The 24,204-nt window shown below is 70.7% G+C and carries 27 protein-coding genes; 16 read left to right on the top strand and 11 right to left on the bottom strand.

The window, feature by feature from the left end; translation table 11 throughout:
- Positions 1-131: 131 nt before the first annotated feature.
- From D7Y15_RS25575 to D7Y15_RS25565, 3 genes are all read left to right on the top strand, one after another.
- Entirely contained in the window at positions 132-713 is a 582-nt protein-coding gene (locus D7Y15_RS25575; protein WP_120577726.1) for a Fis family transcriptional regulator, read from the top strand.
- 119 nt (positions 714-832) lie between these two features.
- Entirely contained in the window at positions 833-1,288 is a 456-nt protein-coding gene (locus D7Y15_RS25570) for a hypothetical protein (protein WP_120577725.1), read from the top strand.
- Between the two features lie 130 nt (positions 1,289-1,418).
- Entirely contained in the window at positions 1,419-1,835 is a 417-nt protein-coding gene (locus D7Y15_RS25565; protein WP_120577724.1) for a hypothetical protein, read from the top strand.
- Between the two features lie 274 nt (positions 1,836-2,109).
- Here D7Y15_RS25565 and D7Y15_RS25560 read toward each other — a convergent pair whose 3' ends face one another.
- On the bottom strand, positions 2,110-2,775 hold the full coding sequence (locus D7Y15_RS25560) for an SCO family protein (RefSeq protein ID WP_233597100.1): 666 nt from the start codon (positions 2,773-2,775) through the stop codon (positions 2,110-2,112).
- Between the two features lie 132 nt (positions 2,776-2,907).
- Here D7Y15_RS25560 and D7Y15_RS44245 point away from each other — a divergent pair, with 132 nt between their 5' ends.
- From D7Y15_RS44245 to D7Y15_RS25545, 3 genes are read left to right on the top strand one after another with little or no spacing between them, the layout of a single operon-like run.
- Positions 2,908-3,240, top strand: a complete 333-nt coding sequence (locus D7Y15_RS44245) for a hypothetical protein (RefSeq protein ID WP_139923132.1) — start codon at positions 2,908-2,910, stop codon at positions 3,238-3,240.
- Complete coding sequence (locus D7Y15_RS25550; protein WP_121754210.1) at positions 3,240-4,076, top strand: cytochrome c oxidase subunit II; 837 nt, start codon at positions 3,240-3,242, stop codon at positions 4,074-4,076. Before D7Y15_RS44245 ends, D7Y15_RS25550 begins: the two co-directional genes overlap by 1 nt.
- Complete coding sequence (locus tag D7Y15_RS25545) at positions 4,073-5,806, top strand: cbb3-type cytochrome c oxidase subunit I (RefSeq protein ID WP_120577737.1); 1,734 nt, start codon at positions 4,073-4,075, stop codon at positions 5,804-5,806. The genes D7Y15_RS25550 and D7Y15_RS25545 overlap by 4 nt, the downstream gene beginning before the upstream one ends.
- On the opposite strand, the gene D7Y15_RS25540 is transcribed toward D7Y15_RS25545, so the two are convergent.
- Positions 5,803-7,260, bottom strand: a complete 1,458-nt coding sequence (locus tag D7Y15_RS25540) for a glycosyltransferase family 87 protein (RefSeq protein WP_233605086.1) — start codon at positions 7,258-7,260, stop codon at positions 5,803-5,805. The genes D7Y15_RS25545 and D7Y15_RS25540 overlap by 4 nt on opposite strands.
- Before the next feature lie 604 nt (positions 7,261-7,864).
- Between D7Y15_RS25540 and D7Y15_RS25535 the strand changes: the two genes are divergently transcribed.
- The 4 genes from D7Y15_RS25535 to D7Y15_RS25520 all read left to right on the top strand — a co-directional run bounded on the left by D7Y15_RS25535 (position 7,865) and on the right by D7Y15_RS25520 (position 12,267).
- The gene (locus D7Y15_RS25535; RefSeq protein ID WP_121754208.1) at positions 7,865-8,434 is read left to right on the top strand and encodes a hypothetical protein; all 570 of its coding nucleotides are present in this window, start codon (positions 7,865-7,867) and stop codon (positions 8,432-8,434) included.
- Positions 8,431-9,438: a cytochrome c gene (locus D7Y15_RS25530; RefSeq protein ID WP_120577719.1), complete on the top strand. Its 1,008-nt coding sequence runs from the start codon at positions 8,431-8,433 to the stop codon at positions 9,436-9,438. The genes D7Y15_RS25535 and D7Y15_RS25530 overlap by 4 nt, the downstream gene beginning before the upstream one ends.
- 103 nt (positions 9,439-9,541) lie before the next feature.
- Positions 9,542-10,657 carry a LysM peptidoglycan-binding domain-containing protein gene (locus D7Y15_RS25525; RefSeq protein ID WP_121754207.1) on the top strand — a complete coding sequence of 372 codons (1,116 nt, stop codon included), beginning with the start codon at positions 9,542-9,544 and terminating at the stop codon, positions 10,655-10,657.
- A 134-nt stretch (positions 10,658-10,791) separates the two neighbouring features.
- Entirely contained in the window at positions 10,792-12,267 is a 1,476-nt protein-coding gene (locus D7Y15_RS25520) for a hypothetical protein (RefSeq protein ID WP_148712863.1), read from the top strand.
- 19 nt (positions 12,268-12,286) lie between these two features.
- Here D7Y15_RS25520 and D7Y15_RS25515 read toward each other — a convergent pair whose 3' ends face one another.
- Both D7Y15_RS25515 and D7Y15_RS25510 read right to left on the bottom strand, forming a co-directional pair.
- A complete protein-coding gene (locus tag D7Y15_RS25515; RefSeq protein ID WP_121754205.1) occupies positions 12,287-13,060 on the bottom strand; it encodes a hypothetical protein in 774 nt (257 codons plus the stop codon).
- Between the two features lie 111 nt (positions 13,061-13,171).
- Positions 13,172-14,191 carry a GNAT family N-acetyltransferase gene (locus tag D7Y15_RS25510; protein WP_121754204.1) on the bottom strand — a complete coding sequence of 340 codons (1,020 nt, stop codon included), beginning with the start codon at positions 14,189-14,191 and terminating at the stop codon, positions 13,172-13,174.
- A gap of 164 nt (positions 14,192-14,355) precedes the next feature.
- On the opposite strand from D7Y15_RS25510, the gene D7Y15_RS25505 reads away from it, so the two are divergent.
- From D7Y15_RS25505 to D7Y15_RS25490, 4 genes are all read left to right on the top strand, one after another.
- A complete protein-coding gene (locus D7Y15_RS25505) occupies positions 14,356-14,781 on the top strand; it encodes a nuclear transport factor 2 family protein (RefSeq protein ID WP_120577714.1) in 426 nt (141 codons plus the stop codon).
- Between the two features lie 184 nt (positions 14,782-14,965).
- Complete coding sequence (locus D7Y15_RS25500; RefSeq protein ID WP_120577713.1) at positions 14,966-15,757, top strand: hypothetical protein; 792 nt, start codon at positions 14,966-14,968, stop codon at positions 15,755-15,757.
- Between the two features lie 79 nt (positions 15,758-15,836).
- Positions 15,837-16,409 carry a YceI family protein gene (locus D7Y15_RS25495; protein ID WP_121754203.1) on the top strand — a complete coding sequence of 191 codons (573 nt, stop codon included), beginning with the start codon at positions 15,837-15,839 and terminating at the stop codon, positions 16,407-16,409.
- Complete coding sequence (locus D7Y15_RS25490) at positions 16,406-17,215, top strand: Rieske (2Fe-2S) protein (protein WP_121754202.1); 810 nt, start codon at positions 16,406-16,408, stop codon at positions 17,213-17,215. The genes D7Y15_RS25495 and D7Y15_RS25490 overlap by 4 nt, the downstream gene beginning before the upstream one ends.
- Positions 17,216-17,270: 55 nt before the next feature.
- Here the strand turns inward: D7Y15_RS25490 and D7Y15_RS25485 are convergent, their stop codons facing one another.
- The 3 genes from D7Y15_RS25485 to D7Y15_RS25475 all read right to left on the bottom strand — a co-directional run bounded on the left by D7Y15_RS25485 (position 17,271) and on the right by D7Y15_RS25475 (position 20,526).
- Positions 17,271-18,341, bottom strand: coding sequence for a CBS domain-containing protein (locus tag D7Y15_RS25485; RefSeq protein WP_171805444.1), 1,071 nt, complete (start codon positions 18,339-18,341; stop codon positions 17,271-17,273).
- Positions 18,342-18,466: 125 nt separating this feature from the next.
- Complete coding sequence (locus D7Y15_RS25480; protein WP_121754201.1) at positions 18,467-19,576, bottom strand: ArsA-related P-loop ATPase; 1,110 nt, start codon at positions 19,574-19,576, stop codon at positions 18,467-18,469.
- Positions 19,573-20,526, bottom strand: a complete 954-nt coding sequence (locus D7Y15_RS25475) for an ArsA family ATPase (RefSeq protein ID WP_367303473.1) — start codon at positions 20,524-20,526, stop codon at positions 19,573-19,575. Before D7Y15_RS25475 ends, D7Y15_RS25480 begins: the two co-directional genes overlap by 4 nt.
- 376 nt (positions 20,527-20,902) lie before the next feature.
- On the opposite strand from D7Y15_RS25475, the gene D7Y15_RS25470 reads away from it, so the two are divergent.
- On the top strand, positions 20,903-21,325 hold the full coding sequence (locus D7Y15_RS25470) for an STAS/SEC14 domain-containing protein (RefSeq protein ID WP_126935837.1): 423 nt from the start codon (positions 20,903-20,905) through the stop codon (positions 21,323-21,325).
- Positions 21,326-21,341: 16 nt separating this feature from the next.
- Here the strand turns inward: D7Y15_RS25470 and D7Y15_RS25465 are convergent, their stop codons facing one another.
- Positions 21,342-22,025, bottom strand: coding sequence for a hypothetical protein (locus D7Y15_RS25465; protein ID WP_120577708.1), 684 nt, complete (start codon positions 22,023-22,025; stop codon positions 21,342-21,344).
- A 159-nt stretch (positions 22,026-22,184) separates the two neighbouring features.
- Between D7Y15_RS25465 and D7Y15_RS25460 the strand changes: the two genes are divergently transcribed.
- On the top strand, positions 22,185-22,607 hold the full coding sequence (locus D7Y15_RS25460; RefSeq protein ID WP_120564542.1) for an STAS/SEC14 domain-containing protein: 423 nt from the start codon (positions 22,185-22,187) through the stop codon (positions 22,605-22,607).
- Positions 22,608-22,693: 86 nt separating this feature from the next.
- Here D7Y15_RS25460 and D7Y15_RS25455 read toward each other — a convergent pair whose 3' ends face one another.
- From D7Y15_RS25455 to D7Y15_RS25445, 3 genes are all read right to left on the bottom strand, one after another.
- Entirely contained in the window at positions 22,694-23,113 is a 420-nt protein-coding gene (locus tag D7Y15_RS25455) for a hypothetical protein (RefSeq protein WP_120577734.1), read from the bottom strand.
- Positions 23,114-23,332: 219 nt separating this feature from the next.
- On the bottom strand, positions 23,333-23,803 hold the full coding sequence (locus D7Y15_RS25450; protein WP_121754200.1) for an NUDIX hydrolase: 471 nt from the start codon (positions 23,801-23,803) through the stop codon (positions 23,333-23,335).
- Positions 23,800-24,204 (bottom strand): DUF2380 domain-containing protein (locus D7Y15_RS25445; protein WP_121754199.1); only part of this gene is annotated, 405 nt, incomplete at its 5' end. The genes D7Y15_RS25450 and D7Y15_RS25445, both read right to left, overlap by 4 nt.

The raw sequence follows: 24,204 nt of genomic DNA, 5'->3' as shown, positions 1-24,204 counted from the left end.
GGGCGTCCAGTGAGTGGGCTCCTCGCGGAACGGGTCCCTGTTTTTTTCCCACGCGTAAGGGATTGAACAGGCGACCCTGGAGGGCGTTAGACTTTGGGAGGACCCGCTTTCCCAGAAGGGTAGGGCATCCCGTGGCTCTTCGCGGTTATCGAGAAGAGGACCTCGTCTCCAACCGTGCATCGTTGATCATCCACGGAGGTACCGAGGATGAGCGCAGGGCCTGGGCGGAGGAAGCCGCGCGCAACTTCGGCGTCCCGCTCACGGAGGTGCGCCAGGGCTCGGAGCTGGCCGGAGCGCTCCGTCAGCCCAACGGCGTGGTGTTCATCGCGGACGCGGGGAAGCTGCCGCTGGACGCCCAGGGCCTCATCCTGCGCTGCCTCCAGATGCAGGAGGAGCGGCCCAAGGTGGTGGTGGGCGTGTCCGGCACCGCGATGGCCGCCCTCACCCGGGGCACGCTGCGCGAGGACCTGCACTACCGGCTGAATCAGGCGCAGGTGGACCTGCAGACGGATGGCCTGAGGGACGCGCTCAAGCGCCGCTGGGCGCAGCAGGCGGAGCAGCTGGCCGTGCGCGCCGCGGCGCTGAAGGCCGCCGAGGAGAAGGAGCGCGCCGCCGCGGTGGCCCGCCGCCCGGGCTCCGTCACCCGCATCCTGCCCAAGCGCAAGGCCCAGGCCACCGTGCGCAAGGGCGCGCCCCGCAACGCGGTCCGCTGAAACCCGGGGGTTTCCAGAGGGAGCGGGGAGCCGTCCGGGGCGGGGAATGGGTACTACTGGAAAGATGGGCTAGAGTTGTTCCCAGCCGTCTTTCCTCTCCTCTCCGGAGCGAAACCGCAATGTCCCAGCAAGCCCCTGGCAAGAAGCGTGGTCTGTCCCGTCCCGTGGAAGTCGTTCGCGCGGAGCTCCTCAAGGATCCCGAGACGAAGCGCATCGCGGATGCCGTGGGCATGAAGCTGGAGGACTACGTCGAGCTGGTGCTCGAGTACGCGCAGGACAAGGACAAGGAGCCCATGCTCAACGTCGTGTCCGACGAGGAGCTGAAGGCGAACGGCTTCCCCGTGCACACGGTGGAGGAGGTCGGTGAGTTCCTGGTCGCGGGCGCCAAGGGTGAGCTGCCCGGTCAGGGCAACCCCTTCGCCAAGTCCGAGTTCGAGGCCAGCAAGGGCGGCACCGCCGGCAAGCCGAGCCTGAACCCCGCGGCCGAGGGCGCCCCCCAGACGCCCCAGGACGAGGCGAAGCGCCAGGAACTGCTGGAGCAGATGAAGAAGGGCGGCGGCGGAACCCGCGGCTGAGGTCGCCCGGAATCCCCGTGAAATAGATCGGAAAATGGGGAGGAAACATTTTCCTCCCCCCTCCGAGAATCCTTTTGAAGCTTCACTGCGGCACACACTCTCCAAACCAGATTCAGTAGGGGGTTTCACCATGGGCGGCATCGGCAAGGTTGTCAGCAGCGTCGCGAAGACGGTCTCCAACATCGCTGGCGGCGTCGCGAACATCGCGGGCAAGGCGCTGAACTTCGTGCAGAACCCCATGGGCGCCATCACCGGCGGCCTGAAGGGTCTCGCCGGCGGCCTCCTGGACAAGCTCCCGTTCGGCCTGGGCAAGCTGGCGAAGCCGTTCGTGGACAAGTTCATCGACTCCGGCGCGTCCCTGCTCGCCAAGGGCCCCCTGGCCGGTCTGTCCCAGCTGACCAAGTTCGCCCCCACCGTGAAGTCCATCGCGGACATCGCGACCACCGTGAAGCAGGGCGCGGACCAGGTCGGCGCGCTGGCCTCCCAGCCCGCGCAGCAGAACGTGCAGAACCTGTTCGCCCACGCGCAGGCTGCGCTGACCAACTGAGTTCCCCGCTGAAGCTGGCGTGACTCATGCACGAGGGCCGGTACTCACCGCGAGGTGGGGGCCGGCCTTTCGGCTTTGCGGGCCAACGCCGCGCGAGGCACGAGGGCTGGTCCTCCGTCCGTCATGGGCGGGGCGCCGGCCCTTCGGCTTTGAAGGCTCCCGTTGCGGCTCCGTGACGGCTCCGATGTCGGCTCCGTTGCGGGCTCGGGCCCGAGTGAGATGTGACCCAGTATGGCGCACCCGGAGTATGGGCGCGATCAGGAAGCGGCGCGGCTCAGCCTTCTTCGCGGGTGATGCGGAAGGCGTCGGTCTCCAGCTTCTGGGTCGCCTCGGGGTCCGCGCTGTCGTAGTAGCCGCGAATCTCTCCGGTGCCGTCCACCAGCACGAAGTGGGTGCCGTGGAAGATGGAGAGCAGGTCGTCCTCGGGGGCGCCGGCCTCGCGGCCCATGCTGATCTTGAAGCCCTGGACGATGGTGTCCTTGAGGGTGGCGTAGTCGCCGGTGAGGAAGTTCCAGCGGGTGAAGTCCGCCTGGTACTTCTTCCCGTACTCGGCCAGCCGCTCCGGGGTGTCATAGGCCGGATCCACGGAGAAGGACACCAGCTGGAGATCCGTCCCCAGCTTCGAGGTGTGCTCCTGCACGCGCGCCATCTTCTGCGTGAAGACGGGGCAGACGGTGGGGCAGCGGGTGAAGATGAAGTTGGCGATGAACGGGTGGCCGCGGAGCTGCTTCAACCCGAAGGGCTGTCCGTCCTGCCGCGTGAAGGTGAAGTCCGGCAGCGCGCCCAGGCGGGGCGGCGGCTGGGAGCGGCCCTGCACCAGGTCGTGGACCGCCACCCCCATGAAGCCGAGCGACGCCACGGCGATGCCCGCCCAGACCCAGGAGCGGCGGACGGGACGGGAGCGGGGTGCGGCGGACGGGGAGGGCGATTCGACGGACATGCGTCGGCACGTACGGCATCAGCGGGGGGCGCACAAGCGCCGGGCCTGACGGGGTAGGGGCTGGCCGCATGCGAGGCATGAGGGAGAGTGGCCGCTTCGCGGCGGGCAGGGTGCGCCTTGAGGGGACGTTGGGTGCGTGCTAGCCCGGAGGTCGTGGCCCATGCCCTCTTCCAGCCCCCGGGTGGACGCACTTCGCCGGGCAGGTGGGGAGGCTTCCGGTCGCTGGCGGGGTCCGGGCCGTGGCTCGGACTCGTCGGAGGGCTGGTGCCGGCGGCGGTGTTGGCGTGCCCCTCGTGCACGGCCCGTGCGCCGGAGTCCCCGGGTGGGGCGGGCGAGCTGCTGCTGGCGCTGATGCTGGTGCCCTTCGCGCTGGTGGGCGTGGGGCTCTGGGCGGCCTGGCGGGCGGGGCGAGATGCGCCAGGAGCAGAGCGGGCTTCGGCCCCCGTGGAACAGGAGCATCCGTGATGGCGGAGTCCCCGGCGTTATCCCCGTCGTCCCCGAGCGACGTCGCGCCGCCGGATGCGCAGGCGCCCCTGGCGGTGCCGCCCGCGCGTGGTGCCTGGAGCCTGGCGCCGCCGGAGAACGCGAGCGCGACGGGCGACCGCATCGACGCGCTGCTGGCCACGAGCCATGGCTTCGACTTGGCGCTGGCGGCGGTGATGCTCGGGTGGATGTTGCTGGCGGTGGTGCGTTTTCGGGGTGCCCGGAAGGTGGCGCCGGACGGAGGCACGCGTCGCTCGCGGGCGTGGGTGCTGGGGCTGGCCCTGGGCGTGTTCGGCGTGGTGGACGGGACGCTGTTCCTGGGCTCCCAGGGCTACCTGAACGACGTGCTCTGGAACTTCCGCGTCCCCACGGAGGATCCGCGCACGGTGCGCGTCCAGATCAACGCGCACCAGTGGTCGTGGGAGGCGCGGTACGCGGGCGCGGACGGGGCGTTCGGCACGAAGGACGACGTGGTGACGTGGAACGACCTGCGCGTGCCGGCGGACGTGCCCGTCTGGGTGCAGCTGGTCTCCACGGACGTGGTGCACGGGTTCTCGCTGCCCGCTTTCCGAGTGAAGCTGGACGCCATTCCGGGCCGCGTGAACCAGACGTGGTTCCAGGCCGCTCGCGAGGGCTCGTGGGAGGTGGCCTGCTACCAGCACTGCGGCACCAGCCACTACCGGATGCGCGGCATGCTGACGGCGCTGTCCCCGGAGGCGTACGCGGCGTGGCTGCGCGAGGCGAGCCTCAAGGCGGTGCAGGGCTACGACCCGGATGACACCGCGGCCCACTGGGGCTGGGTGTGGAGGACGCCATGAAGGCGGGGGCGCTGCTGAAGTCGCTCTGGACGACGGACCCCCAGCGCGTGGCGCGGCAGTACCTGTGGGGCGGGTTCCTGTTCCTGCTGGTGGGCGGCCTGCTGGCCATGCTCATCCGCTTCCAGTGGGCGTGGCCCGGGCAGCCGGTGCCGGGGCTCGCGTGGGTGCTGCCCGAGTCGAAGGGCGCGCTCACTCCACCCACGTACACGGCCGTGTTCACGATGCACGGCCTGTTGATGATCTTCTTCGCGGTGACGCCGCTGCTCTTCGGCGCGCTGGGGCACTTCGTGCTGCCGCTGGCCATTGGCTCCAAGCAGATGGCGTTCCCCCGGCTGTCGCCGCTCGGCTTCTGGGCCTACGCGGTGGGCGGCGCGCTGATGCTGGTGTCGTTCGTGGTGCGGCTGGGGCCGGCGAGCGCGGGGTGGACGTCGTATCCGCCGCTGGCGACGCCCGCGTTCACGCCGGGGCTGGGGCAGACGCTGGTGACGGTGGCGGTGCTGTGCGTGGGCGTGTCCGCGTTCCTGTACGGGCTCAACTTCGTCGTCACGGTGGTGCGCTGCCGGGCGCCGGGGATGACGTGGGGCCGGATGCCGCTGGTGGTGTGGGGGCTGTTCTACGGCGCGGTGCTCAACGTGCTGTTCGTGCCGGTGCTGGCGGCGGCCACGGTGCTGCTGTTGTTGGACCGGGTGGCGGGCACGCAGTTCTTCATCGCGGGCGCGGCGGCGGTGGGCGGGGGCGGCGACCCGCTGGTGTACCAGCACCTGTTCTGGCTGTTCGGCCACCCGGAGGTCTACATCCTCATCCTGCCCGCGTGGGGCATGGTGGGGGACTTCGTGGCGTTCTTCAGCCGCAAGCCCGCGCACGGCTACCGGATGACGGCGGGGGCCATGGGCGTGGTGACGGCGCTGAGCGGCGCGGTGTACGCGCACCACCTGTTCACCAGCGGGATGGCGCCGGTGCTGGGGCGCACGTTCATGGTGTTGACGCTGCTCATCTCTCTGCCGGCGCAGGTGATGTTCCTCAACTGGCTGATGACGCTGTGGCGGGGCAGCGTGCGGCTCACGTCGCCGATGCTCGCGGCGCTGGCGACGATGATCGTCTTCGGCCTGGGCGGCATCACGGGGCTGGCGCTGGGCGCGGTGGCGACGGACGTGCCGCTGCACGGGACGATGTGGGTGGTGGGGCACTTCCACCTGACGATGGGCGCGGCCAGCTTCCTCGCGGTGTTCGCGGGGCTCTACTTCTGGTTCCCCCGCATGTACGGGCGCACGTTGGACGAGCGCATGGCCAAGGTGCACGTGCTCCTGAGCGCGGTGCTGTTCATAGCCGTCTTCGGTGGCCAGCTGGTGGCGGGCTACGCGGGGCAGCTGCGGAGGCTCTACGACCCGTACCAGTACACGTTCCTCGCGCACCTGCTCACGTTGAACCGGTGGACCAGTTGGGCCGCGTTCGCGCTGGGCGCGGTGCAGTTGGTGTTCGTGGTGAACCTGGTGCGGACGCTCAAGTGGGGCCGGGCCGCGGAGCCGAACCCGTGGCGGGTGGGCACGCTGGAGTGGATGGACGCGGGTCCTGGCGCCGTGGTGCTGCGCGGGCCGCATGCGCTGTCGCAACCGGAAGTGCAGGAGCAACTGGGTCGCGATTGGATTGGTCAGGCGGAGCCGCTGCCCTCGGGTGTACCCGTGGCGGAGCCGGTGGCGACGCCGGTGCCCGGGGTGGAGGGCGCCGTCTAGCGGTGCTCCCAGAGGTCCACGCCGCCGCCGTCACCCGCGGGGAAGCGGCGGACGAAGCGCTGCTTGAACCAGGGGCGGCTCTGCGGCGTGAGCTGCCACTCTCCCCGCCAGCCGAGGACGACGAAGCGACAGGAGCCCAGCATGATGCGCAGGGCCTGCTGGGCCTCATCGGCGGAGAGGGCCTCGTCGGTGGTCTCGAAGCGGTCGCCGGAGCTCATGGCGTCCTGGTGCATGGTGGCGTAGCCGTCCACGATGGGCGTGGCGCCCGAGGGGAGCCGGCCCGCCGCGAGCGCCCAGCCTGGCTCGAAGGAGAAGAGGCACGCGTCGGGAGGCACGTCCGCGCGGATGTGCTTCGCGAGCGCCACCACGTCCGGGGCCTGCAGTTGGGCGCTCTGGTAGACGTGCCGCGCGCCGGGGACGAACGCGGCGGCGAGCAGCAGCGCGGCCACTGCGCGTGAGGCCGTGCGGCCCCAGCGCATGCTGAAGGCGTGGAGCACGGAAGCGCCCAGGCCCGCGAGCACGGCCTCCGAAGCGGCGAGGTGCGCGTTGTACTGGTTCCAGTAGGTCCGTGACGCGAGGAACAGGACCACGCTGAGGACGAACGTGCAGGCGAAGAAGCGCGCGGCGGGGCGGTGCTCCGGAGCGGCCCGGAAGGCGCGCACGCACGCGGTGCCCAGGCCCACGAGGGCGAGGAGGACTCCGCCCCAACGGCGCTCATGGAAGATCTCTCGCAGGCGGAGCCAGCGGTCCAGTTCACCGTCCGGCGGGCGCGCGGCCTGGAAGGTGATGACGTCGCGGATGAACTCGGAAGGGGCGAGCGCGGCCAGGGGGCCCACGACGACGGCGAAGGTGGCGAACGCGACGATCACGGGCAGGAGTGCGTGACGCCAGGACTCCTTCCCCGGGCGTGAGAGCAGCGCGGCGATGAGCCACAGTCCTCCCGGAAGCTTCACGGAGATGGCGAGTCCCAGGAGCACGCCCGCGCCGATGCGGCGTGCTCGGGAGTGGGTGCCGGAGGTGAGCCAGAGGTTCGCGAAGCCCAGGCACAGGACGTTGAGCAGGGGCTCGAGGAAGGTGCCGCGCTCGACGATGGCGGCCTCCGGATACGCGGCATAGGCGAGCGCGGCCACGCAGCCCGCGAGCGGACCCCAGGCGCGCCAGGCGACCCGGCCGGCGAGGAACACGCACAGCGCGCCCACGGCGGCGGCGAGGTAGCGGGTGATGCCGTAGGCGGTGGCCGCGTCGAGTCCCAGCGTGAGCGCGGCGCCAGGAGCCCAGAGCAGGAGGCTTCCGGGCGGGTGCACGAAGATGAAGTCGCGGTAGGGCAGGTCCCCGCGCAGCAGGAGCGACGCGGCGGAGAAGTACACGCCCTCGTCGTAGTCCATGGGGTAGCCCATGGCGCCGGAGCGATGGAAGAACGCCAGCGCGCGCAGCACCCAGGCGCCCAGCGCCACGATGATCAACGGCCAGAGGTCCAGGCCCCTCGAGGCGCGAGGAGGGACGGACGGGGACGGCGCTGCGAGCGGAGTGGGCGCGGGTTCCATCGGGGCAGCGCGGCAGGCTACTACCGGCGGGCCTGGACGCACGCGGGGTTCTTGCACCGGCGGGGGCGCACGAGCGAGCCCGGGACGTATCGCATCCCGGAGATGCGGACCGTCAGCGCCGGGTTTCCATTCCACGCTGCCTTGAGGCGCGTGGGCCCCGCTTGAGCTGGCTTGGTACGTTTGCAATCCCGGAGGCGCGGGGCCGTTGGCGCCGGGTTTCCATGCCACGCAGCCTGGACGCCCGTGAGTACTGCCCGGACTGGCCTGGTGCGTTGGCAATCCCGGAGGCGCGGGGCCGTTGGCGCCGGGTTTCCATGCCACGCAGCCTGGACGCCCGTGGGCACTGCCCGGACTGGCCGCGTGCGTTGCGCCGCGTCTCACGCGATTGCCCGTTCCGGTTCACGGGTGTGATGCGTGGAGGTGATTCAGCCGATGGGCGCCGCTCCGAGGGACGGGGGGCCGCCCGGCTTCCTGGTGCTTTCCGCCGGGCCCAGGCATGCGAGAGTCCAGTCCCGTGAGCACGAACGACCCCGCCGGGACGCTGGCCTCCACGTCCCTCCAGCGCGACGAAGCGAACCTCTGGTTCGGGATCGTCATCGCGCACGGCGCGGCGGCGATGCTCTTCTGCGCGATGGCCTTCTCCGCGGGCTTCTACCGGCTGCGCGGCTTCTGGCCTCCCGTGTCCGCGCGCCCTGGAGCGCTCGTTCCCGCGCTGGTCGGTGGGCTCCTCGTCATCGGGGTCGTGCTGCTGTACGTCGCGCTCCGACGACCAGGCCGGCTCACGTTGGCGGGCGTGCTCGGCGCCGGGGCGGGGTTCCTCGCGACGCAGGCGGCCTGGCTGCACGTGCTGTTCTGGTACCGGGACTTGCGCGTCCCCGACAGCGGCGTCTTCGCCTCGGCGCTGTATGGCCTGTCCGCGGTGCAGGCCGCGCACCTGGCGGTCGTGCTCGTGGGATTGCTGCGTGCGGGACTTCGCGTGCTGCGCGGACAGGACGCCAGCGCTCCGTTGCGGCGCGCCCTGCCCGGCTGGTGGTGTTCGACGGTGATGTACGGCGTCCTCTTCGCGGTGGTGTACCTCCCATGAAGCCCACTTCCTGCTCCACTCGTCGGTCGTTTCGTGTGCTCGCCGTGCTCGCGTTGGGGGCGCTCGCTCCCGCGTGCCGCAAGGAGACGCCCACCTTCGAGCCCCTGAAGCTCGCGGACGGCACCGTCATCCCCGCCGCGACGCTGGCTCGCGGATATGACGTCTACACGCACTACTGCGCGTCCTGTCACGGCGAGAAGGGCGACGGTCAGGGCCCCGCGGGCTCCGGGATGCGGCCTCCGCCGCGCAACTTCCACCAGGGCCTATACAAGTTCGGAGGCGTGGCGGCGGGCGAACTGCCCACCGACGACGCGCTGAAGCGCACGCTGAGACGGGGCCTGCACGGCACGCCGATGTTCGCGTGGGACGTGCCCCCGGCGGACGTGGACGCCGTGGTGCAGTACCTCAAGACCTTCAGTCCGCGCTGGAAGCAGGAGTCCCCAGGCGCGGCCCTCGCCCTGTCCGACGACCCGTGGAAGGGCCGCGCAGCCGAGGCCGTGGCGCGCGGCCGCACCGTCTACCACGTGGCCGGCAAGGGCAACGCGGGCTGCGCCAGCTGCCACGTCGCGTACCTGCCCCGAGCGGAGCTCGCCGCGCTCACGGAGAGCGTCACCGGCCGCAAGGTGAACCTGGCGAACGCGGATCCGTACACGGCGCTGCAGCGGGATTCGGACTACTCGCTCACCGTGGACGCGAAGGGCGAGGCCACGCAGTTCGCCAAGGTGCTGCCGCCGGACTTCCTCTTCCATCGCCTGCGCACCGTGTGGCCGCAGGACACCCGCGTGGAGGGCCAGCCGTACACCGCGCAGGCCCAGCGCGAGGACCTCTACCGCGTGATGGCCGCGGGCGTCGGCGGTGCGGCGATGCCGTCGTGGAAGGGCGCCATCCCGGAGGAGAACCTCTGGGCGCTCGCGTACTACGTGCAGAGCCTCATCGTGATGCACGACACCGGCGCCGCCCGCGACCTTCAGCAACGGTTGCGTGACTCGAAGGCACAGGAATAACGGATAGATGCAGCAACCTGAAAAGTGGGTCTTCCTGGGAAACTAATTCCCAGGCGTCGCGAAAATCCGGGCACTGATTCCCTCTTTTCCCGGAGTTCCATTCGTGACGACCTATTCCGTTCGCAGCGGCGACACGTTGAGCGGGCTCGCGCAGCGCTTCAGCACGTCGGTGTCTTCGCTCCAGAAGACGAACCACATCGCGAACGCGAACCTCATCCGCGTGGGCCAGAGGTTGACGGTCCCGGATGGGTTCCAGGCGGCGCCGTCGAAGGCGGGCAGCTACACGGTGCGCAGCGGGGACACGCTGAGCGGCATCGCGGGGCGGCACGGCACGACGGTGGGGGCGCTGGCGAAGGCGAACCACATCGCGAACCCGAACAAGATTTACGTGGGTCAGCGGCTGACGATTCCGGGTGCGGGTGGGGGCGCGGCGCCGGTGACGTCGAAGCCGCCGCCGTCGTCCGGAGGCGCTTCGTACACGGTGCGCAGCGGGGACACGCTGAGCGGCATCGCGGGCCGGTACGGCACGACGGTGGGGGCGTTGCAGCAGGCGAACCACATCGCGGATCCGAACAAGATCCAGGTGGGCCAGAAGCTGACGATTCCGGGCCGCACGGGTGGCTCGGGCGGGACGTCGAAGCCGCCTCCGTCGACGGGGGGCGTGGGTGGGACGCCGGGCACGTCGAGTGGGAAGGGCGGGGTGACGGTGGCGCAGCTGCGGCGGATCATGCCGAACCTGTCGCAGGCGAAGGCGGAGCAGTACCTGCCGCACCTGAACAAGGCGATGGCGGAGGCGAACATCAACACGCCTCGGCGCAAGGAGATGTTCCTGGCGCAGCTGGCGCATGAGAGCGGCGAGCTGCGCTACATGGAGGAGATCGCCTCCGGCGCCGCGTACGAGGGCCGTAAGGACCTGGGCAACACGCAGCCTGGGGATGGCAAGCGCTACAAGGGCCGGGGACCCATCCAGCTGACGGGCCGCGCGAACTACCGTGCGGCGGGCAAGGCGTTGGGCATCGACCTGGAAGGGCACCCGGAGCGCGCGAAGGATCCGGATGTCGCGTTCCGCATCGCGGGTTGGTACTGGCAGTCGCGCAACCTGAACAGCTACGCGGACGCGGGCAACTTCCGCGAGGTCACCCGCCGCATCAACGGCGGCTACAACGGCCTCGCGAGCCGCGAGATGTACTACCGCCGCGCGCAGGACGTGCTGGGCTGAGCCCGTCTGGGGAGTGGGACCCGGGTCTCACGCCCGGGCGCTCGGATGCGAAAGGGTGCCTGTGATTCCGGGCACCTGTCCGTGGCGCACCGGCTGCACAAGGCACGGGCTCCTCCTTCCTCGGAGCGAGCCTGATGTCCCGAATCGATGCGCCCGGTAGCAGTCCCCTGTCCCCCGAACCCACGCTTCCTGAACCTGATGCACCCGCGCCGGAACTCCGCGTGGGCACGACCGCGTCCCGCAGGACCTCTGTCAGTGAAAGCAGTGCGTCCTCGCCCTCGCGCAACGAGCTGCGGCCCTATGACGGCCCCTCCGTTGCTCCTTCCTCGCCTCGTCCCTCCACGCTTGCGGACGGCCCCGCTGTGTCCGCGCGCGAGCTCGCGGCGATGGGCGGCCGGCTGCGTTCCCCCTCCGTTCCCGTCCCCGAGGACGTCTATGCCTCGCTCCGCTCGCACCTGACGCGCAGCCTGTCGAACCCCTTCCTCACCGACAGCGATGTGAAGGCCACGCATGATGCGCTCGGCTCCGTGCCTCGCGATGCGTACCGCGCCACGTTGGACCGCATGGACCGTGACGGGCTGCTCTCCACCTACGTGTCCCGGATGGATGCTCCGTCGCGCCAGGCCTTCCTCGAACAGGCTGCATCCAACGGCGTCCTCTCGCGGCGCCCGGGCGGGGTGGAAGGACCGCTCGGCATGCCTGGACGACCGGAGACCTTCGTCAATGATCCGAAGCTCCCTGCTGCCCTTCGCGACGCCGTGAACGCTCACGCCACCGACTCCGGCCGCGCCGCTGTCGTCGCCTACGACGCCTACCTGCAACGCTACGGCGACGCCGTGGCCCAGGCCGGCAGCCTCCAGGCCCTTCGCGTGCTCGGACCTCCTCAGTCGCTGGACCTGCGTGAGACGTCGCTCGGCCTCTCCTGGTCCGACCCCCAGCGCGAACGCTACGAGTCCGAATGGAAGGCCGGCCTGGGACGCCCCCGACACTCGCTCGTCCAGGCCTACGAGACCGTCACCGCCCGCGCACAGGTCCTCTCCGGAGAACGTCCCGCCGGTGCCTTCGTCTCCGCCGAGGCGAGCGCGTCCCACGAGATGATCCAATTCAAACGCACAGCCCATGCCTCCGCGCGCGGCACCACCGACGTCCAGACGCAGGCGGGCATCGCCTCGAAGGCCGGTCCCCTGGGCCTGGAGGTGATGATGGACGCTCACGGCAAGACGGAGGCCCAGCTCCAGGTGGATCTGGGCATCGCCAGCGTGAGCCGCGACTCGGAGGGCAAGGTGGAGCTGTCCCTGGGCGCGGGCCCTCATGCTCGCGCCCACGCGGCTCTCAACCCTCGCACCGCGGAGTTCGGCGGCGGCGTCTCCTTCGAAGTCTCCGACAAGTCCGGCCAGAGCCGCGCTGGCCTCAAGCTGGGCTACGGCCTGCGCGGCCTCACCCCCGAGCGTGCCTCCCAGGCTGTCCGCAATGATGTCCCCGGCCTCTTCAGTCGCCCCCAGGACCTGGACCCCGGCGTCTCCTGGGAGGCCCTGCCCTCGGAGCGCCGGGCCCTCTATGAACGGCAGGGCTGGACGCGCGAGGAGTGGGGCCAGGACTCGCGGCGCTGATCCACCTCGGGCGGTGCGCTCACGGAGAAGGCGCGCGCTTCGTCGGCGCCTCCTCCTCGGCTTCCGGGCGCAGGGAGATGGCGGTCCACAGCGCGAGGTGCCACGGGACGAAGATCAGGGCCACGCCATACGTGAACACGGCCAACGGGAGGGCGACCAGGATCCACAACACCGCTGCCGCCCACAGCACCACCGAGGCGATGGACTGCATGTCCCTCGACCGGGAGTGGTGGCCCATCAGGGAGAGCACGGTGAAGATCCAGAGGACCGAGCCGATGCCGAACGACACCTCGGCCGCCGCCGGCATCCGGAAGTACTGGAGGAGGAACCACACCGTCACCATGGCCGCTGACTGGTACAGCGCACTCGCCACCGCCAGGGTGACGTTGCCCGCGGTCAGCCCCGCTGCCCTGCCGTCAGCGCTCTTCGCCTCCACCATCTCGGGCGGCAGCTCCATCGCGTACGGATAGCCCATGGCGATCAGGGCCTCCTTCGCCGCGTGCCGCACCTTCATCCCACCCGAACCCGCGTAGTCCCCCACCGGGTTGCTCCGGTCCAGAAGCCCCAGCAGCAGATCCGCCCGCTCCCTCGGCGGTTCGTCCGGCGCGGGCGGACGGCCCAGGCCCACGATGAGCGCGTCGATGTCCGCGCGCACCATCCCCGGCGAGCGCACCTCCTCCAGCAGGAACGTCAGCGGCGGGAACGACTCCGCCGCGATGGACTCGGGAACGTCGGCGGGCGCCTCGTCGACGGAGGAGGGCAACGGCTCGGAACGGAGGGCTTCCTGGGACATGGGTGCTCCTGGAGGACAGTCATCCTCCGGCGCAAGCCCGCGAGCAAGAGGGGCGCCCCCACCCTCGGGTACCACGAGGAGACAGTGTCCGTGGAGCCGCCTCCGGCCCCTTCAGCGCAGGAACTTCTCCACCACCACCACGTCGTGCCACGCGCCGTCCACCCGTGCGTGCTTCTCGTGCGTGCCCACCGTGGTGAACCTCAGGCGTTCGAACAGCTTCAGGGTGTGCGACTGGTTCGCGAGGACGCAGGTGGTGAGCTTGTGGAAGCCCGCTCCTTCCGCGGCCTTCAGCAGCGCCTTCAGCAGCAGCTCGTCCACGCCCATGCCCCGGACGTCCTTCGCCACGAAGAGGCTGAAGTCCGCGATGTCCGCGTAGCACTCGCGCGAGCTGTGGGCGCGCGTGGCGGCACACCCGACGACGCGCCCGTCCTCCTCCGCCACCAGCACCGGGTGCCGTCCGTCCTCCTCGCCTTCGGACGGCGCCTCGAAGGTCGTGGGACGCCGCGAGAGCGCCGCATCCTGGAGGTCCGCGATGGCGTCCCGGTCCTCGGGCGTGGCGGGCCGCACGGTGGGCGGGGGCGGGCTCCCGCGCGGTGGCACCGGGGCCTCCAGCGGCGGCGGCGCCAGCATGACCATCAGGATGGCGCACCCCAGCGCCAGGTGCCACGGCATCAGGAGCGCCGTGACGAACTCCCCCTGGAACAGGGCCACCACGGCCAGCAACGCCCAGACCACCGCCTGGAGCAGGAACCACGCCGACGCGTCGGCCTGCCGCTTCAGGTTGCCCCTCGTGAGGCCCCACAGCGACACCAGCGAGGGGAACAACACCAGGAAGGCCACGGTGCCGTAGCCCTTGGAGAACAGCGCCCCGAAGTCCCACGGCGTCACGTTCGCGAGCGGCATCGCCCGGCGCAGCTGGTACAGCGCGCACAGCGCCACGAAGGCGGCGCTGCGCCAGCTGGGCGGTGAAGGCTCCACGGCCGCGGGAGCCGGGGCGTCGGACGCTGCCTCGCCCTCAGCCGTCGCTGTCACGGGAGGAACCAGGCCCAGCAGGGCCGCCTCGGCCTCCTGCCAGGACTGCTTCCTGGGGGCGGCGGCCGACGGCTTGGGGCGGTGGGCTTCCTGGGACATGACAGCGTCCGTCTTCCATCACCGGGCCACCCGGGAGCAAGGGGGTGGGGCCTCCGTCTGGAGGACGAGGGAGCGGCCGCCGACGGCAGGTCACCTCTCCCTCGCGTGCGCACCCTTCCCGGGCACACCCCTGATTTCTCTTTCGCGACGAGCGAGGACACCCGATGCCGATGGAACGAGCGCAGCGGTTCGTGGACGCACTGTTGAAACTGGAGGAGCACGGCGACATCGAGCCGATGGTCGCCCTCTTCGCCGACGATGCGCAGGTGAGCAACGTCGCTTCACCTCACGTCTTCTCCGGCATCGACGGCGCCCGCCGCTTCTGGACCGAGTACAAGGCCACCCTCGGACAGGTGAAGTCCACCTTCCGCAACATGATCGAATCCGGCGACCGCGTGGCCCTCGAATGGGAGACGCAGGGCACGGCGCGCAAAGGGGCCGCCGTCGCCTACGAGGGCGTCTCCATCCTCGAGTGGGACGGCGACCGGGTCCGCCGCTTCTTCGCGTACTTCGACCCGCACGCCCTGGGCCAGGAGCTCGCGCACGGCACCGCGCCACGCTCGGAGGTGCCCTCGACGACACCGGCCTGACACAGACGCAACTTCCGGCGGTCCCTGGGGTTTCTTATGGCTTCGGCCATCAGGGACATGCCGGCATCGCAAGGTTCACCCGGACCCTGTGTGCACTTCCGTGCACCCGAACCGCGAGCCGGGGTAGCCTGGAAAGACATGGCCCCCCTTTTTTCGACGGGCCGCGTCGTCCCCCGGGAACCCCATGATGACCCGCGTCATTTCCCCCCTCCTGGCCGTCATGCTCCTGGCGGCCTCCCCCGCCGGTGCGGCCCTCGCGCCGGACGCCCCCGTGATGGTCGCCGCGGCGAAGCGCAAACCCGCGAAGCGCCAGCCCACGCCGGTACCGCCTCCCCCGCAGGAAGCCGCGCCCGCGGCGCCGGTGACGCCGGACGTCACGCCGCCCGTGTCCGCCACGCCGGAGTCCGGTTCGACGGGCTCCGCCGCGCCGCAGGACTCCAGCGCCACGCCGTCGTCCGAGCCCAGCCTGGACTTCGACCTGCTCACGCCGGAAGCGGAGGCGTCCGCGGGCCTGCTGGACCCGAACCTGCAAAAGGACCTGGAGACGCGCCGCACCATGCTCAAGCTGCACCAGGGCCTGGGCCTGGCCATGGCGGGCGGCCTCACCGCGGCCACCGTGCTGGGGCAGATCCAGTTCAGCCGTTCATTCACCGACGGCGGCGGGGATAACCGGTCGCTGCTCGCCTGGCACCGGGGCGTCGTCATTGGCACGTCGCTGCTGTTCGCCACCGTGGGCACGCTGGGCATCCTGGCTCCGGATCCGGTGGAGCGTCCGTTCCAGTGGGACACGGTGACGTTCCACAAGATCTTCATGAGCCTGGCCACCGCCGGGATGATTGCCCAGGCGGTGCTGGGCATCCTGGCCACCCACAGCTACGGCGAGATCACGGAGCCGAAGTACGCCACCGCGCACCAGGTGGTGGGCTATGCCACGTTGGGCTGCGTCGCCGCGGGCATCGTCACGCTCACTTTCTGACCCGAACCCCCCTGTCGTGAATGTCTCCTCGCGCCGGCCGTTGTGCGGAGACAAGACGTAGCCCCCCCTGGAGGACGCCGTGATTGCTCGACGACTCGTTCTTTCCGCTGCCCTGCTGCTCGCGCTCCCCGCCGCCGCGCAGAACGCGAAGATGTACTCGGTGAAGAAGGACGCCAGCTCCCTCACCTACAAGCTCATCCACAAGATGCACACCGTGTCCGGCAAGGCCGCCCCCAGCGAGGGCAAGGCCGTGCTGAAGCCGGACGGCACCATCCAGGTGGCCGTGCGCGCGCAGGTGAAGGACTTCGACTCGGAGAACTCCAACCGCGACACGCACATGCTGGAGGTGACGGAAGCCGCCAAGTACCCGCTGGTGGAGGTGAAGGCCGTGGGCACCGGCGTGAAGCCGCCCGCCACCTTCCCGGGCTCCGTGCCGGTCACCCTCAAGGGCAAGCTGACCTTCCACGGCGTGACGAAGGACGTCGAAATCCCCATGACGGTGAAGTTCGACTCCGCCACGCAGGTGACGGCGGACGGGTCCTTCAAGATCAGCCTGGAGGGCTACAACATCGAACGCCCCACGCTGCTGCTGGTGAAGGTGGAAGACGAGCTGGTGCTGGAGCCGCACCTCGTCTTCACGGAGGGCACGTGAGCTCGTCGCGTCGAGACTTCTTCAAGAAGCTGCTGGGAACGGGCGCGGTCGTGGCGGGCCTGCCGCCCGCGTGCGCGCCGAACATCGACCCCTCGCCCGTGCTGGACGTGACCACGCCCGGCGAGGACGGCATCGTGTCGCTGGTGGTGCAGCGCTATCCGGACCTGTCCCGCGCGGGCGGCTCGGTGACGCTGCGCTTCCCGAAGGAATCCGGGCAGGAGAACCTGCTGGTGGTGCACCCGTCCGCGGACACCTACGCGGTGCTGTCCGCCACGTGCACCCACGTGGGCTGCCCCATGGGCTTCGACGGGACGGAGGCCGTGTGCCCCTGCCACCTGTCGAAGTTCAACGTGACGGATGGCCAGGTGACGCAGGAGCCCGCCACGGTGCCGCTCAAGACGTACGTGGCCACGTACAACGCGGGCACGCAGGTGCTGAGCATCAACCTCAAGGCCGGCAGCGACAACTTCCCGTCGGTGGTCGACGGGAAGGTGACGCTCACCTTCGCTGAGTTCCCCGACCTCCAGAACACGGGCGGCATGGTGAGCGGCAACCCCACCGGCTACGGCAAGACCATCTTCGTCTTCAAGCTGGCGGACGGCTCCTACTCCGCGGTGGACTCCGTCTGCACGCACCAGGGCTGTGAAGTGGGCTTCGATGCGGGCCTCGACGAGCTGCTCTGCCCGTGCCACGCGTCCACGTTCAGCAAGACAGGCGTGGTCGACCCCGGGGGCGCGGCGACGGTGAACCTGAAGACGTTCACCGCGACGGCGGACGCGTCCGGCGTGGTCGTCTCCATCGCCTGAATCACCGAGGCCAGGACGGGAGGCCCTCGAGCCTCCCGTCTCCTCGGGCCTGTCCTCAGCGCAGCCGGCTCCAGAACGAGCGCCGGGACGAGATGCGCTCCAGTGCCTCCTGCAGCTCCTCGTCCTGATCCGCGCGGCTGGCGATGTCCCCCAGCGCGATGATGCCCACGAGCCGATCGTCGGGCTCCACCACGGGGATGCGGCGCACCTGGCGGCGGCCCATCAGCTCGATGACGCCGTGCAGGTCCTCCTCCGGCAGCACCGCCTCCAGGTCCTCCGTCATCACGTCCGCCGCGCGCAGGCCATCCACGGCGCGCTGGCCCGCGAAGGCGCGCAGCGCCAGGTCGCGGTCCGTGACCAGTCCCAGCAGCCGTCCCTCCGCGTCCACGATGGGCACCACGCCGCAGTCCTCGTCCCGCATCAACTGCGCCACCTCTCGCAGGGAGCTGTCGCGGCGGGCCGTGCGCACCTGGCGGGTCATGATGTCGCGCGCGGAGAGCGGCTCGCGCTTCCATCGGCGGAGCGAAGCCCCGGACGCGGTGGACGGGTCGCGGGAGGCGCGGAGCCTCGGGTCCAGGGGGAAGGTCTCCTCCCGACGAGGGGCCTGCCGTTCGCGCAGGTTCGGGTCCTCGCGCCACGCCGATGCCTCGCGGCGCGGGCGGTCGCGCAACAGGGGCTCCTCGCCGCCGTATCCGCTGCGGTCCCACTCGCGGTAGTCGGCGCGCTGGGGCTGCATCTCCTGGACGGTGTCGTCGCCCTGGGTGCGCCGTGGGCCCGCGCCGTTGGCGTAGCGCACGTCCCGGTCGTCGCGGCCGTAGGGGCCGGTGGTGCCGCCGTCGCGCTCGCCCTCGCGGTCCGCGCGCCAGGTGCCGGTGTCGTCCACGTCCGTGCGCACGCGGCCCAGGCGCCACGCGGCGGCGCGGTGGAAGCGCCCCTGGCGGTCGGCGGGCGGCTCGTCGCGCGCGGGGCTCCAACCGCTCACGTCGGACTCCGCGCGCTCGCGCGAGCCCGGCGGCGCCACGTCCGGTGAGCGGTGCGTGGCCATGGCGTCGGTGGGAGGCGTGGAGATGTCCGCGCGCCCCAGGTCATGCCTGCCGTTTCCGTTGCTGTAGTCCTTGGTCCCCATATGCGTCGCAAGCCTCCTCGACTTGCGAACATGGGAAGCGCGCCCGGACGCGCAAAGCTCCAGCCGGCCAGGTGCGGCGCCGCCCGCCCGTCTGCCCTGGCACGGGAGGCATCCCGAGCGGGACGTCAGACGACGGTGAGAGCGTCTCCCAGGTGCACCAGCCCCCGGAAGTCCTCCAGGTCCGCGCCCGCGTCCGGCGCTGCGATGGCCAGCGCGCCCCGGGGCAGCCCTTCAGCCAGCCTCGCCAGCAGCGAGCGGTGCGCCGTCGCGCGCGCGTCCTCCATGCCCGCCAAGTGCTCCAGCGCGCTGACCGCGTCCGTGTCCACGGCGTTGTTCGCGTGCGGTTTCAGCGCGGCGGCCGGAGCCAGGCCGTCATCCCGAGCCCAGCTGCGGTTGAGGACGTAACCCGCGAAGGGCAGCCCCTTGGCCTGGAGCGCCTCCTGGAAGAAGGTGGCCTCGCGCAGCGCCGCGGCCTCCGGCGACGTGACGAGCAGGAACGCCGCTTCCTTCGACGACAGGTGCTCCCGCAGCCGGTCCGCATGCAGGCGGATGCCGGCGAACAGGCCTCCGAAGGCGGCCACGAAGGTGCGCATCTCCTGCGCGAAGCCGCCGCCGAAGATGCCGTCCAGCACCTTGCCCACCAGCGCCTGCGCGCCCTGCCACAGCCTGCCCGTGCGGCCCGAGTCGGGACCGAAGAGGGAGATGATCCGTTCGTCCAGGAAGCGCGACAGCCGGCCCGGGGCGTCCAGGAAGTCCAGCGCGTGGCGGCTGGGCGGGGTGTCCAAGACGATGAGGTCGTAGTGGCCCTCCGCGATGAAGCCGTCCAGCGCCTCCGCGGCGGCGTACTCCTGCACGCCCGCGACCAGCTCCGACAGGAAGCGGTACAGGCGGTGCTCCAGGATGGTGCGCGCGGCGCTCTCCGTGGCGGACATCCGGCGCACCATGCGCTCGAAGACGATGCGCGGCTCCAGCATCCACACGTCCAGCCGCCCCTCGCCTCGCGGGCCGTCCGCGTACAGGCGCTCTGGCGGCACGGTGGTGGGCTCCGCGCCGTTCTCCTTCAGCCCCATGGCCTCCGCCAGCCGCCGCGCCGGGTCGATGGTGAGCACCAGCACCTTGCGCCCCGAGCGCGCCGCGGCCACGCCCAGCGCCGCCGCCGTCGTCGTCTTGCCCACGCCACCCGCGCCGCACAGCACGAGGATCCGCTTGTCGCGCAGCATGCCGTCCAGCTTCATGGCGTGGCCTCCCGGCCGCCGTGGGACGCGGCTCCTTCGAGTGTGGACTCCAGGAGCTCCGCCAGCCGCTCCACCAGCGCCACGCCCGTCAGCGCCAGCTCCGGCAGGCCCCAGTGGGGCACGCTCACGCCCGCCGCCAGCCGCTGCCGGGCCAGCCGCGCGCGCTCCAGCCGCTCCAGCGCCCGCTGCCCCCGGTGCGGCCCGTGCGTCTCCAGGAGCCGCTCCAGCGCCGCGCGGGACTCCGGCGTGAAGGGGTCCTCCGGCATGCGGTTGAGCACCGCGGCGGACAGGGGCAGGCCCACTTCCTTGAGCTCACCCACCAGCGCCAGCGTCTCGCTCACCGGCAGGGGCTCCGGCAGCGTGGTGAGCACCACGCCCGTGCGCGCGGGGTCCTGGAGCAGGTCCAGCCCTTCACGCACCGCGCGCCCCACGGGCCCGCCCGGCATCAGCGACAGGATGCTCCGGGGCAGCGTGGCCAGCGCCAGCGCGTGGCCCGTGGCGGGCAGGTCCACCACCGTGAGCGGGTGCACCCTGCGGCCGTCCGGGTGCGTGAGGCGCAGGAGCGCCAGCAGCTGGAACATCAGCCCCATCTCCTTGAGCGCGGGGCCCGCCTCCAGGAAGCGCCGCAGCGCCCGCGAGCGCAGCGCGGCCTCCGCCAGCCACTTCAAGGGCAGCGTCTCCTCCAGGAAGAGCCGGTGGCCCTCCTGCGCGGACAGGCGCACGAAGGACAGGTTCGGCCCCACCGGCACCACGCGGGGCCCGGCCTCCTTCGCGCCCACCAGCCCCGAGAGCGTGGACGGGCCGCCCTCGTCCGGGGACAGCTCCGCCAGCAGCACCGGCCGGCCCGCGCGCGCCGCCGCCACCGCCAGCGTCGCGGAGAGCGTCGTCTTGCCCACGCCGCCCTTGCCCGACACGAGCACGGCGCGTCTGCTCCACAAGGACTCCAGCACCACGCCCCCATCCTCCGCGCCAGCGGCGCGACCCTTCACGGTGAGCAAGGAAGCGCGTCCCGACAACCGGCCGGGGATGCGCCCAGGGGCGACCGTCCGTCAGGCCGCCCGCTCCACGAGCATAGCGGCTTTCCGCCCACGCCCCGTCGCGCCCCTTCACCGCGCTGACCCGTTCGTGACACAGCCCGTGCCGTGCCGCGCCCGGGACGCCTTGACACGCTGTGCGGGGATTGACCCGGCCCGGGAGGACACGTGGCGTGCGCGTGCGCGTGACCCTGAGGGTTGGACGGGCGGATTCCCTCGGAAAGAAGGGGTCACGGACTGGTGACGGGCCCCGGGTTTTGGGTACCCTGAGGCCCTCTGCGTGGGAGAGGGCATGGCGGTGATGCGGGAGTGGGTCTTCGGGACACAGCGTGTCTCGCTGGAGGACTCCGACATCCTCTGGACGAAGGTCCGGGGATCGTTTTCAGAGACGGATGTGCGGGAGCTGGTGGACGTGTTCCACGAGCTGGGGGCGGGCCCGGACAAGCCCCTGTACCTCGTCGTGGACTTGAGCAGCTCCGAGGGGCTGTCGGTCGCGCCGCGCAAGTACCTGGCCGAACACGTGCGTCCCGCGTGGTTCCGCGCGGTCGTCTTCTTCGGCGCCAAGCGCACGCACCGCGAGGTGCTGCGCGCGCTCGTGGTGGCGCTCAACTTCATCGGTGGCGCGAAGCTGGAGGCGGAGTTCGTGGACTCGGAGGCCCAGGCCCGCGCGTTTCTGGAAGCCCACCGGCGCCGTCAGGAAGCGGCGCCTCGCTGACGGCGTAGGGGGCCCGTCAGTGGACGGCCCAGCGCTCGGCGATCTCCTCGCACGCGAGCACCACGTCGCCCAGCCGGCGGATGTGCGCGCGCGGCGCGACGAACAGCGAGCCCGCGAACACGTCCACCACGGTCATCAGACGGTGGTCCGCCGGGCCCAGCCGGCACAGGTGCTGCTCAGAGAAGCGCTGCAGCAGCGTGCCGATGTACTGGCCGCTCCGCTCGTCCAGCGGCTGCGTCTTGGAGAAGTAGAGCTTCATCAACCCCACGCGCGGGTTGCCGTGCTTGTCCAACCGCTGCACCACCACCTCCGGGCGCACGCTGATGGTGACGCCGGCCATCTCCAGCACGGGCGGCTCCGCGCCCACCGCGCTGATGATGGCGTCGTCCAAATCCAACCACGGCACCAGGTCCGCGAAGCGCTCCAGCGCCTCCGAACACAGTTGCATGCGCTGCGCCTCGAACTCCGTCTGCGGCACCGCGCAGGCGAACCGGCGCTGGGACTCCCGCAGCACGTTCATGTCCAGGCCCCGGCAGAGGAAGTCCGTGATGGCATGGGACGCCTCCGGATAGCGCAGGTACTGGGCATCCGGCGGGTGCTTCTGGTCGTGGATGATGCGCTTGCGGCGGGCGGGCGTGGCGACCAGGTACTCGCCCAACTTGTTCACCGAGACGCGCGGCAGTTCACGGGTTTCCGTCATGGTGTTTCCCCCTCAGGAATGCTGTCGGAATGGGTACACAGTACAGAGGGGGTCTGACATCCAATGGACAGCCAGACCTTGTACGGAAGGGCAGGGGCGCTTCCCTGGACAGGAGGGGTCGGGCGTAGGGTTCTTTCCAGTCGCTGGGGGGAGGACCGCATGGAGCAACAGATTCGCGAGTGGACGTGTGGCGCGCACCGGATTCGCATGACGGCGCCAGACGTGTTGCACACGAAGTACACGGGCGTCGTGGGGTTGCAGGACGCGAAGTGGGCGCTGCGCGTCTACGAGGAGATGGCGGCGCAGGGGCCGTTCTACCTGGTGGCGGAGGTGCCGGGCTCGGAGCTGCCCGCCGAGTCGCGCAAGTACCTGGCCAACAACGTGCGCGCGGAGTGGATGCGCTCGGTGGTGTACGTGGGGTCCGACCTGTCACAGCGCGTGGTGGGCAAGGCCATGTCCGTGGCCATGCTGCTCACGGGCCATGCGGCCAGCTTCGACACGGTCTTCGTGGACACGATGGCGCAGGCCGACGCGTGGGTGGACGCGCACCGGTTGGATCACGCCCCGCGCCGCGTGGGCTGAAAGCCGCGGGCATCCGGACGTGACAAAGGGCCAGGACGGGGCGGAAAAGCCCGGTTCCTGGCCCTCGGTGTTTCATGATGCGGGTTTCAGCGCTCGCGGTCCGGGATGCGGTCCGGGTGGCCGTAGCGGTACACGTCGGACACCGGGTTGGTGCCCGCGTCGCTGCGAGGTCCGTCGCCGTCCGGCATGTCGTCGAGCGATGCCCCCGGGGCGCGCTCGCGAGGGTCATACGGACGCAGGCCGCTGGCGTCGTGGAGGCGCAGGTCGCGGTCGTCGGCGTCGTCCCCGGCGCGGAGGTGGATGCCCTTCTCGTCGGCCTCGGTCAGCTCGCTGCGGGGCTCGCGCTCGTCGTCTGCTTCGTCGGAGCGCTGGGGTTTCGGATCCTCATGGGGCGCGGAGCCCTGGCCTTCGCGCGGGGGCTCGCCGTCTTGCCGCGGAGTTGTCGGACGCCCGTAGAAATCCTCGGCGGGCTGCGGGGGTGCGGGACGCTTGTCGTTGCTGGCCATGAAGGATTCCCTCCGTCGGAGGAGGTTCGTCATCGCCCCCTGTGTCCGGCAACCCGCTCCGGAATCGCCCGCCCGGGCCTGGAGGGCGGGCAGCCAGGCGTCAGGGCCCTCCCGAGCACGCGGGCTCCTTGTCCTGATCGAAATCGCGATCCGAGTCGGTGGCCCGCGGGCGATCCGACAGGGCGGCCCATGACAGGCTTGAAGGGGCGCCGCTTCCGGTCAGGCTTCGTCGTCCGGCAAGAGCGTCCGGAGAAGCTCGTCGTCAGGACCGCGCGGAAGCCAGCCTGCGGGAGGCGGATTGGCGAGGAGCGCATCACCTGCCCGATCAACTTGTTCCTGGTGAGTTTCTGGGGTGTATCCACTCCAACGGCCTAGAGCCTTGGCGACCTTGAATCTGTTCGCATCGTCCAAGACGGCCGGCCAACCATCGGGAAGACTCTGGGACAACATGCGCACAAGGATGTCACGAACAAAGCGCGTGACCTGCCTGCGCTGCTCCGCCTCATAGAGCAGAACACTCAGAACTTGCACCCCTGCAATGTCCTCCCGGCCCAGCTCTTCGGCTAGCGCCACTAGCGAGGCAGTAGGGCGGTCGTTGGCGAAGGCGGTGATTGACTCGTACCCAAGGTCGCGCGCCCGTTCGTACAGGCGAGCCTTGATGTTTCCCCGCCAAGCGGCTCCGTCGCTCATCGCCTTCTCCCGGTGACGAAGTTCATTGGAACTCTGTACTCCGTCATGTTCTCGGCAACGATGGCCAGGATCTCGTTCCGGTTCAACATCCGACCTGCCTTGGCTTCGGCCGCGCGCAACGTGCGCATGATCATCCGGTTCCACTCACCGGGCCATGTGCGCCCCAGCTTCCAGTTCCCCCCACCGTGAATGGCCTCGTGGTGGGCCTGCTCCAACCGGACGCAGAACTGGTCGATGTCCATGTCGCCCTTGAAGCCGCGTTGCTCGAACCACTCGCGGTGCTCTTGCGGGAGCACATGGTGCTTCGGGGCGTCCGACATGCCCGCCCCCGCCCTGCCCGTCACGCGCATGCCGCGCACCTCCGGGCTGTCCCCCAGCGCTTCGCGCACGCCCTTGGGGAG

This window comes from Corallococcus sp. AB030, assembly GCF_003668965.1.
In the GTDB taxonomy this organism is placed as follows: domain Bacteria; phylum Myxococcota; class Myxococcia; order Myxococcales; family Myxococcaceae; genus Corallococcus; species Corallococcus exiguus.
This window is presented reverse-complemented; position numbering and strand designations above follow the sequence as displayed.

Coding starts and splice junctions, on each gene's coding strand:
- D7Y15_RS25570 (WP_120577725.1), top strand. CDS start 833: ATGTCCCAGCAAGCCCCTGGCAAGAAGCGTGGTCTGTCCCGTCCCGTG.
- D7Y15_RS25565 (WP_120577724.1), top strand. CDS start 1,419: ATGGGCGGCATCGGCAAGGTTGTCAGCAGCGTCGCGAAGACGGTCTCC.
- D7Y15_RS25560 (WP_233597100.1), bottom strand. CDS start 2,775: ATGTCCGTCGAATCGCCCTCCCCGTCCGCCGCACCCCGCTCCCGTCCC.
- D7Y15_RS25550 (WP_121754210.1), top strand. CDS start 3,240: ATGGCGGAGTCCCCGGCGTTATCCCCGTCGTCCCCGAGCGACGTCGCG.
- D7Y15_RS25545 (WP_120577737.1), top strand. CDS start 4,073: ATGAAGGCGGGGGCGCTGCTGAAGTCGCTCTGGACGACGGACCCCCAG.
- D7Y15_RS25530 (WP_120577719.1), top strand. CDS start 8,431: ATGAAGCCCACTTCCTGCTCCACTCGTCGGTCGTTTCGTGTGCTCGCC.
- D7Y15_RS25520 (WP_148712863.1), top strand. CDS start 10,792: ATGTCCCGAATCGATGCGCCCGGTAGCAGTCCCCTGTCCCCCGAACCC.
- D7Y15_RS25515 (WP_121754205.1), bottom strand. CDS start 13,060: ATGTCCCAGGAAGCCCTCCGTTCCGAGCCGTTGCCCTCCTCCGTCGAC.
- D7Y15_RS25510 (WP_121754204.1), bottom strand. CDS start 14,191: ATGTCCCAGGAAGCCCACCGCCCCAAGCCGTCGGCCGCCGCCCCCAGG.
- D7Y15_RS25505 (WP_120577714.1), top strand. CDS start 14,356: ATGCCGATGGAACGAGCGCAGCGGTTCGTGGACGCACTGTTGAAACTG.
- D7Y15_RS25500 (WP_120577713.1), top strand. CDS start 14,966: ATGATGACCCGCGTCATTTCCCCCCTCCTGGCCGTCATGCTCCTGGCG.
- D7Y15_RS25485 (WP_171805444.1), bottom strand. CDS start 18,341: ATGGGGACCAAGGACTACAGCAACGGAAACGGCAGGCATGACCTGGGG.
- D7Y15_RS25480 (WP_121754201.1), bottom strand. CDS start 19,576: ATGAAGCTGGACGGCATGCTGCGCGACAAGCGGATCCTCGTGCTGTGC.
- D7Y15_RS25470 (WP_126935837.1), top strand. CDS start 20,903: ATGGCGGTGATGCGGGAGTGGGTCTTCGGGACACAGCGTGTCTCGCTG.
- D7Y15_RS25465 (WP_120577708.1), bottom strand. CDS start 22,025: ATGACGGAAACCCGTGAACTGCCGCGCGTCTCGGTGAACAAGTTGGGC.
- D7Y15_RS25460 (WP_120564542.1), top strand. CDS start 22,185: ATGGAGCAACAGATTCGCGAGTGGACGTGTGGCGCGCACCGGATTCGC.
- D7Y15_RS25455 (WP_120577734.1), bottom strand. CDS start 23,113: ATGGCCAGCAACGACAAGCGTCCCGCACCCCCGCAGCCCGCCGAGGAT.
- D7Y15_RS25450 (WP_121754200.1), bottom strand. CDS start 23,803: ATGAGCGACGGAGCCGCTTGGCGGGGAAACATCAAGGCTCGCCTGTAC.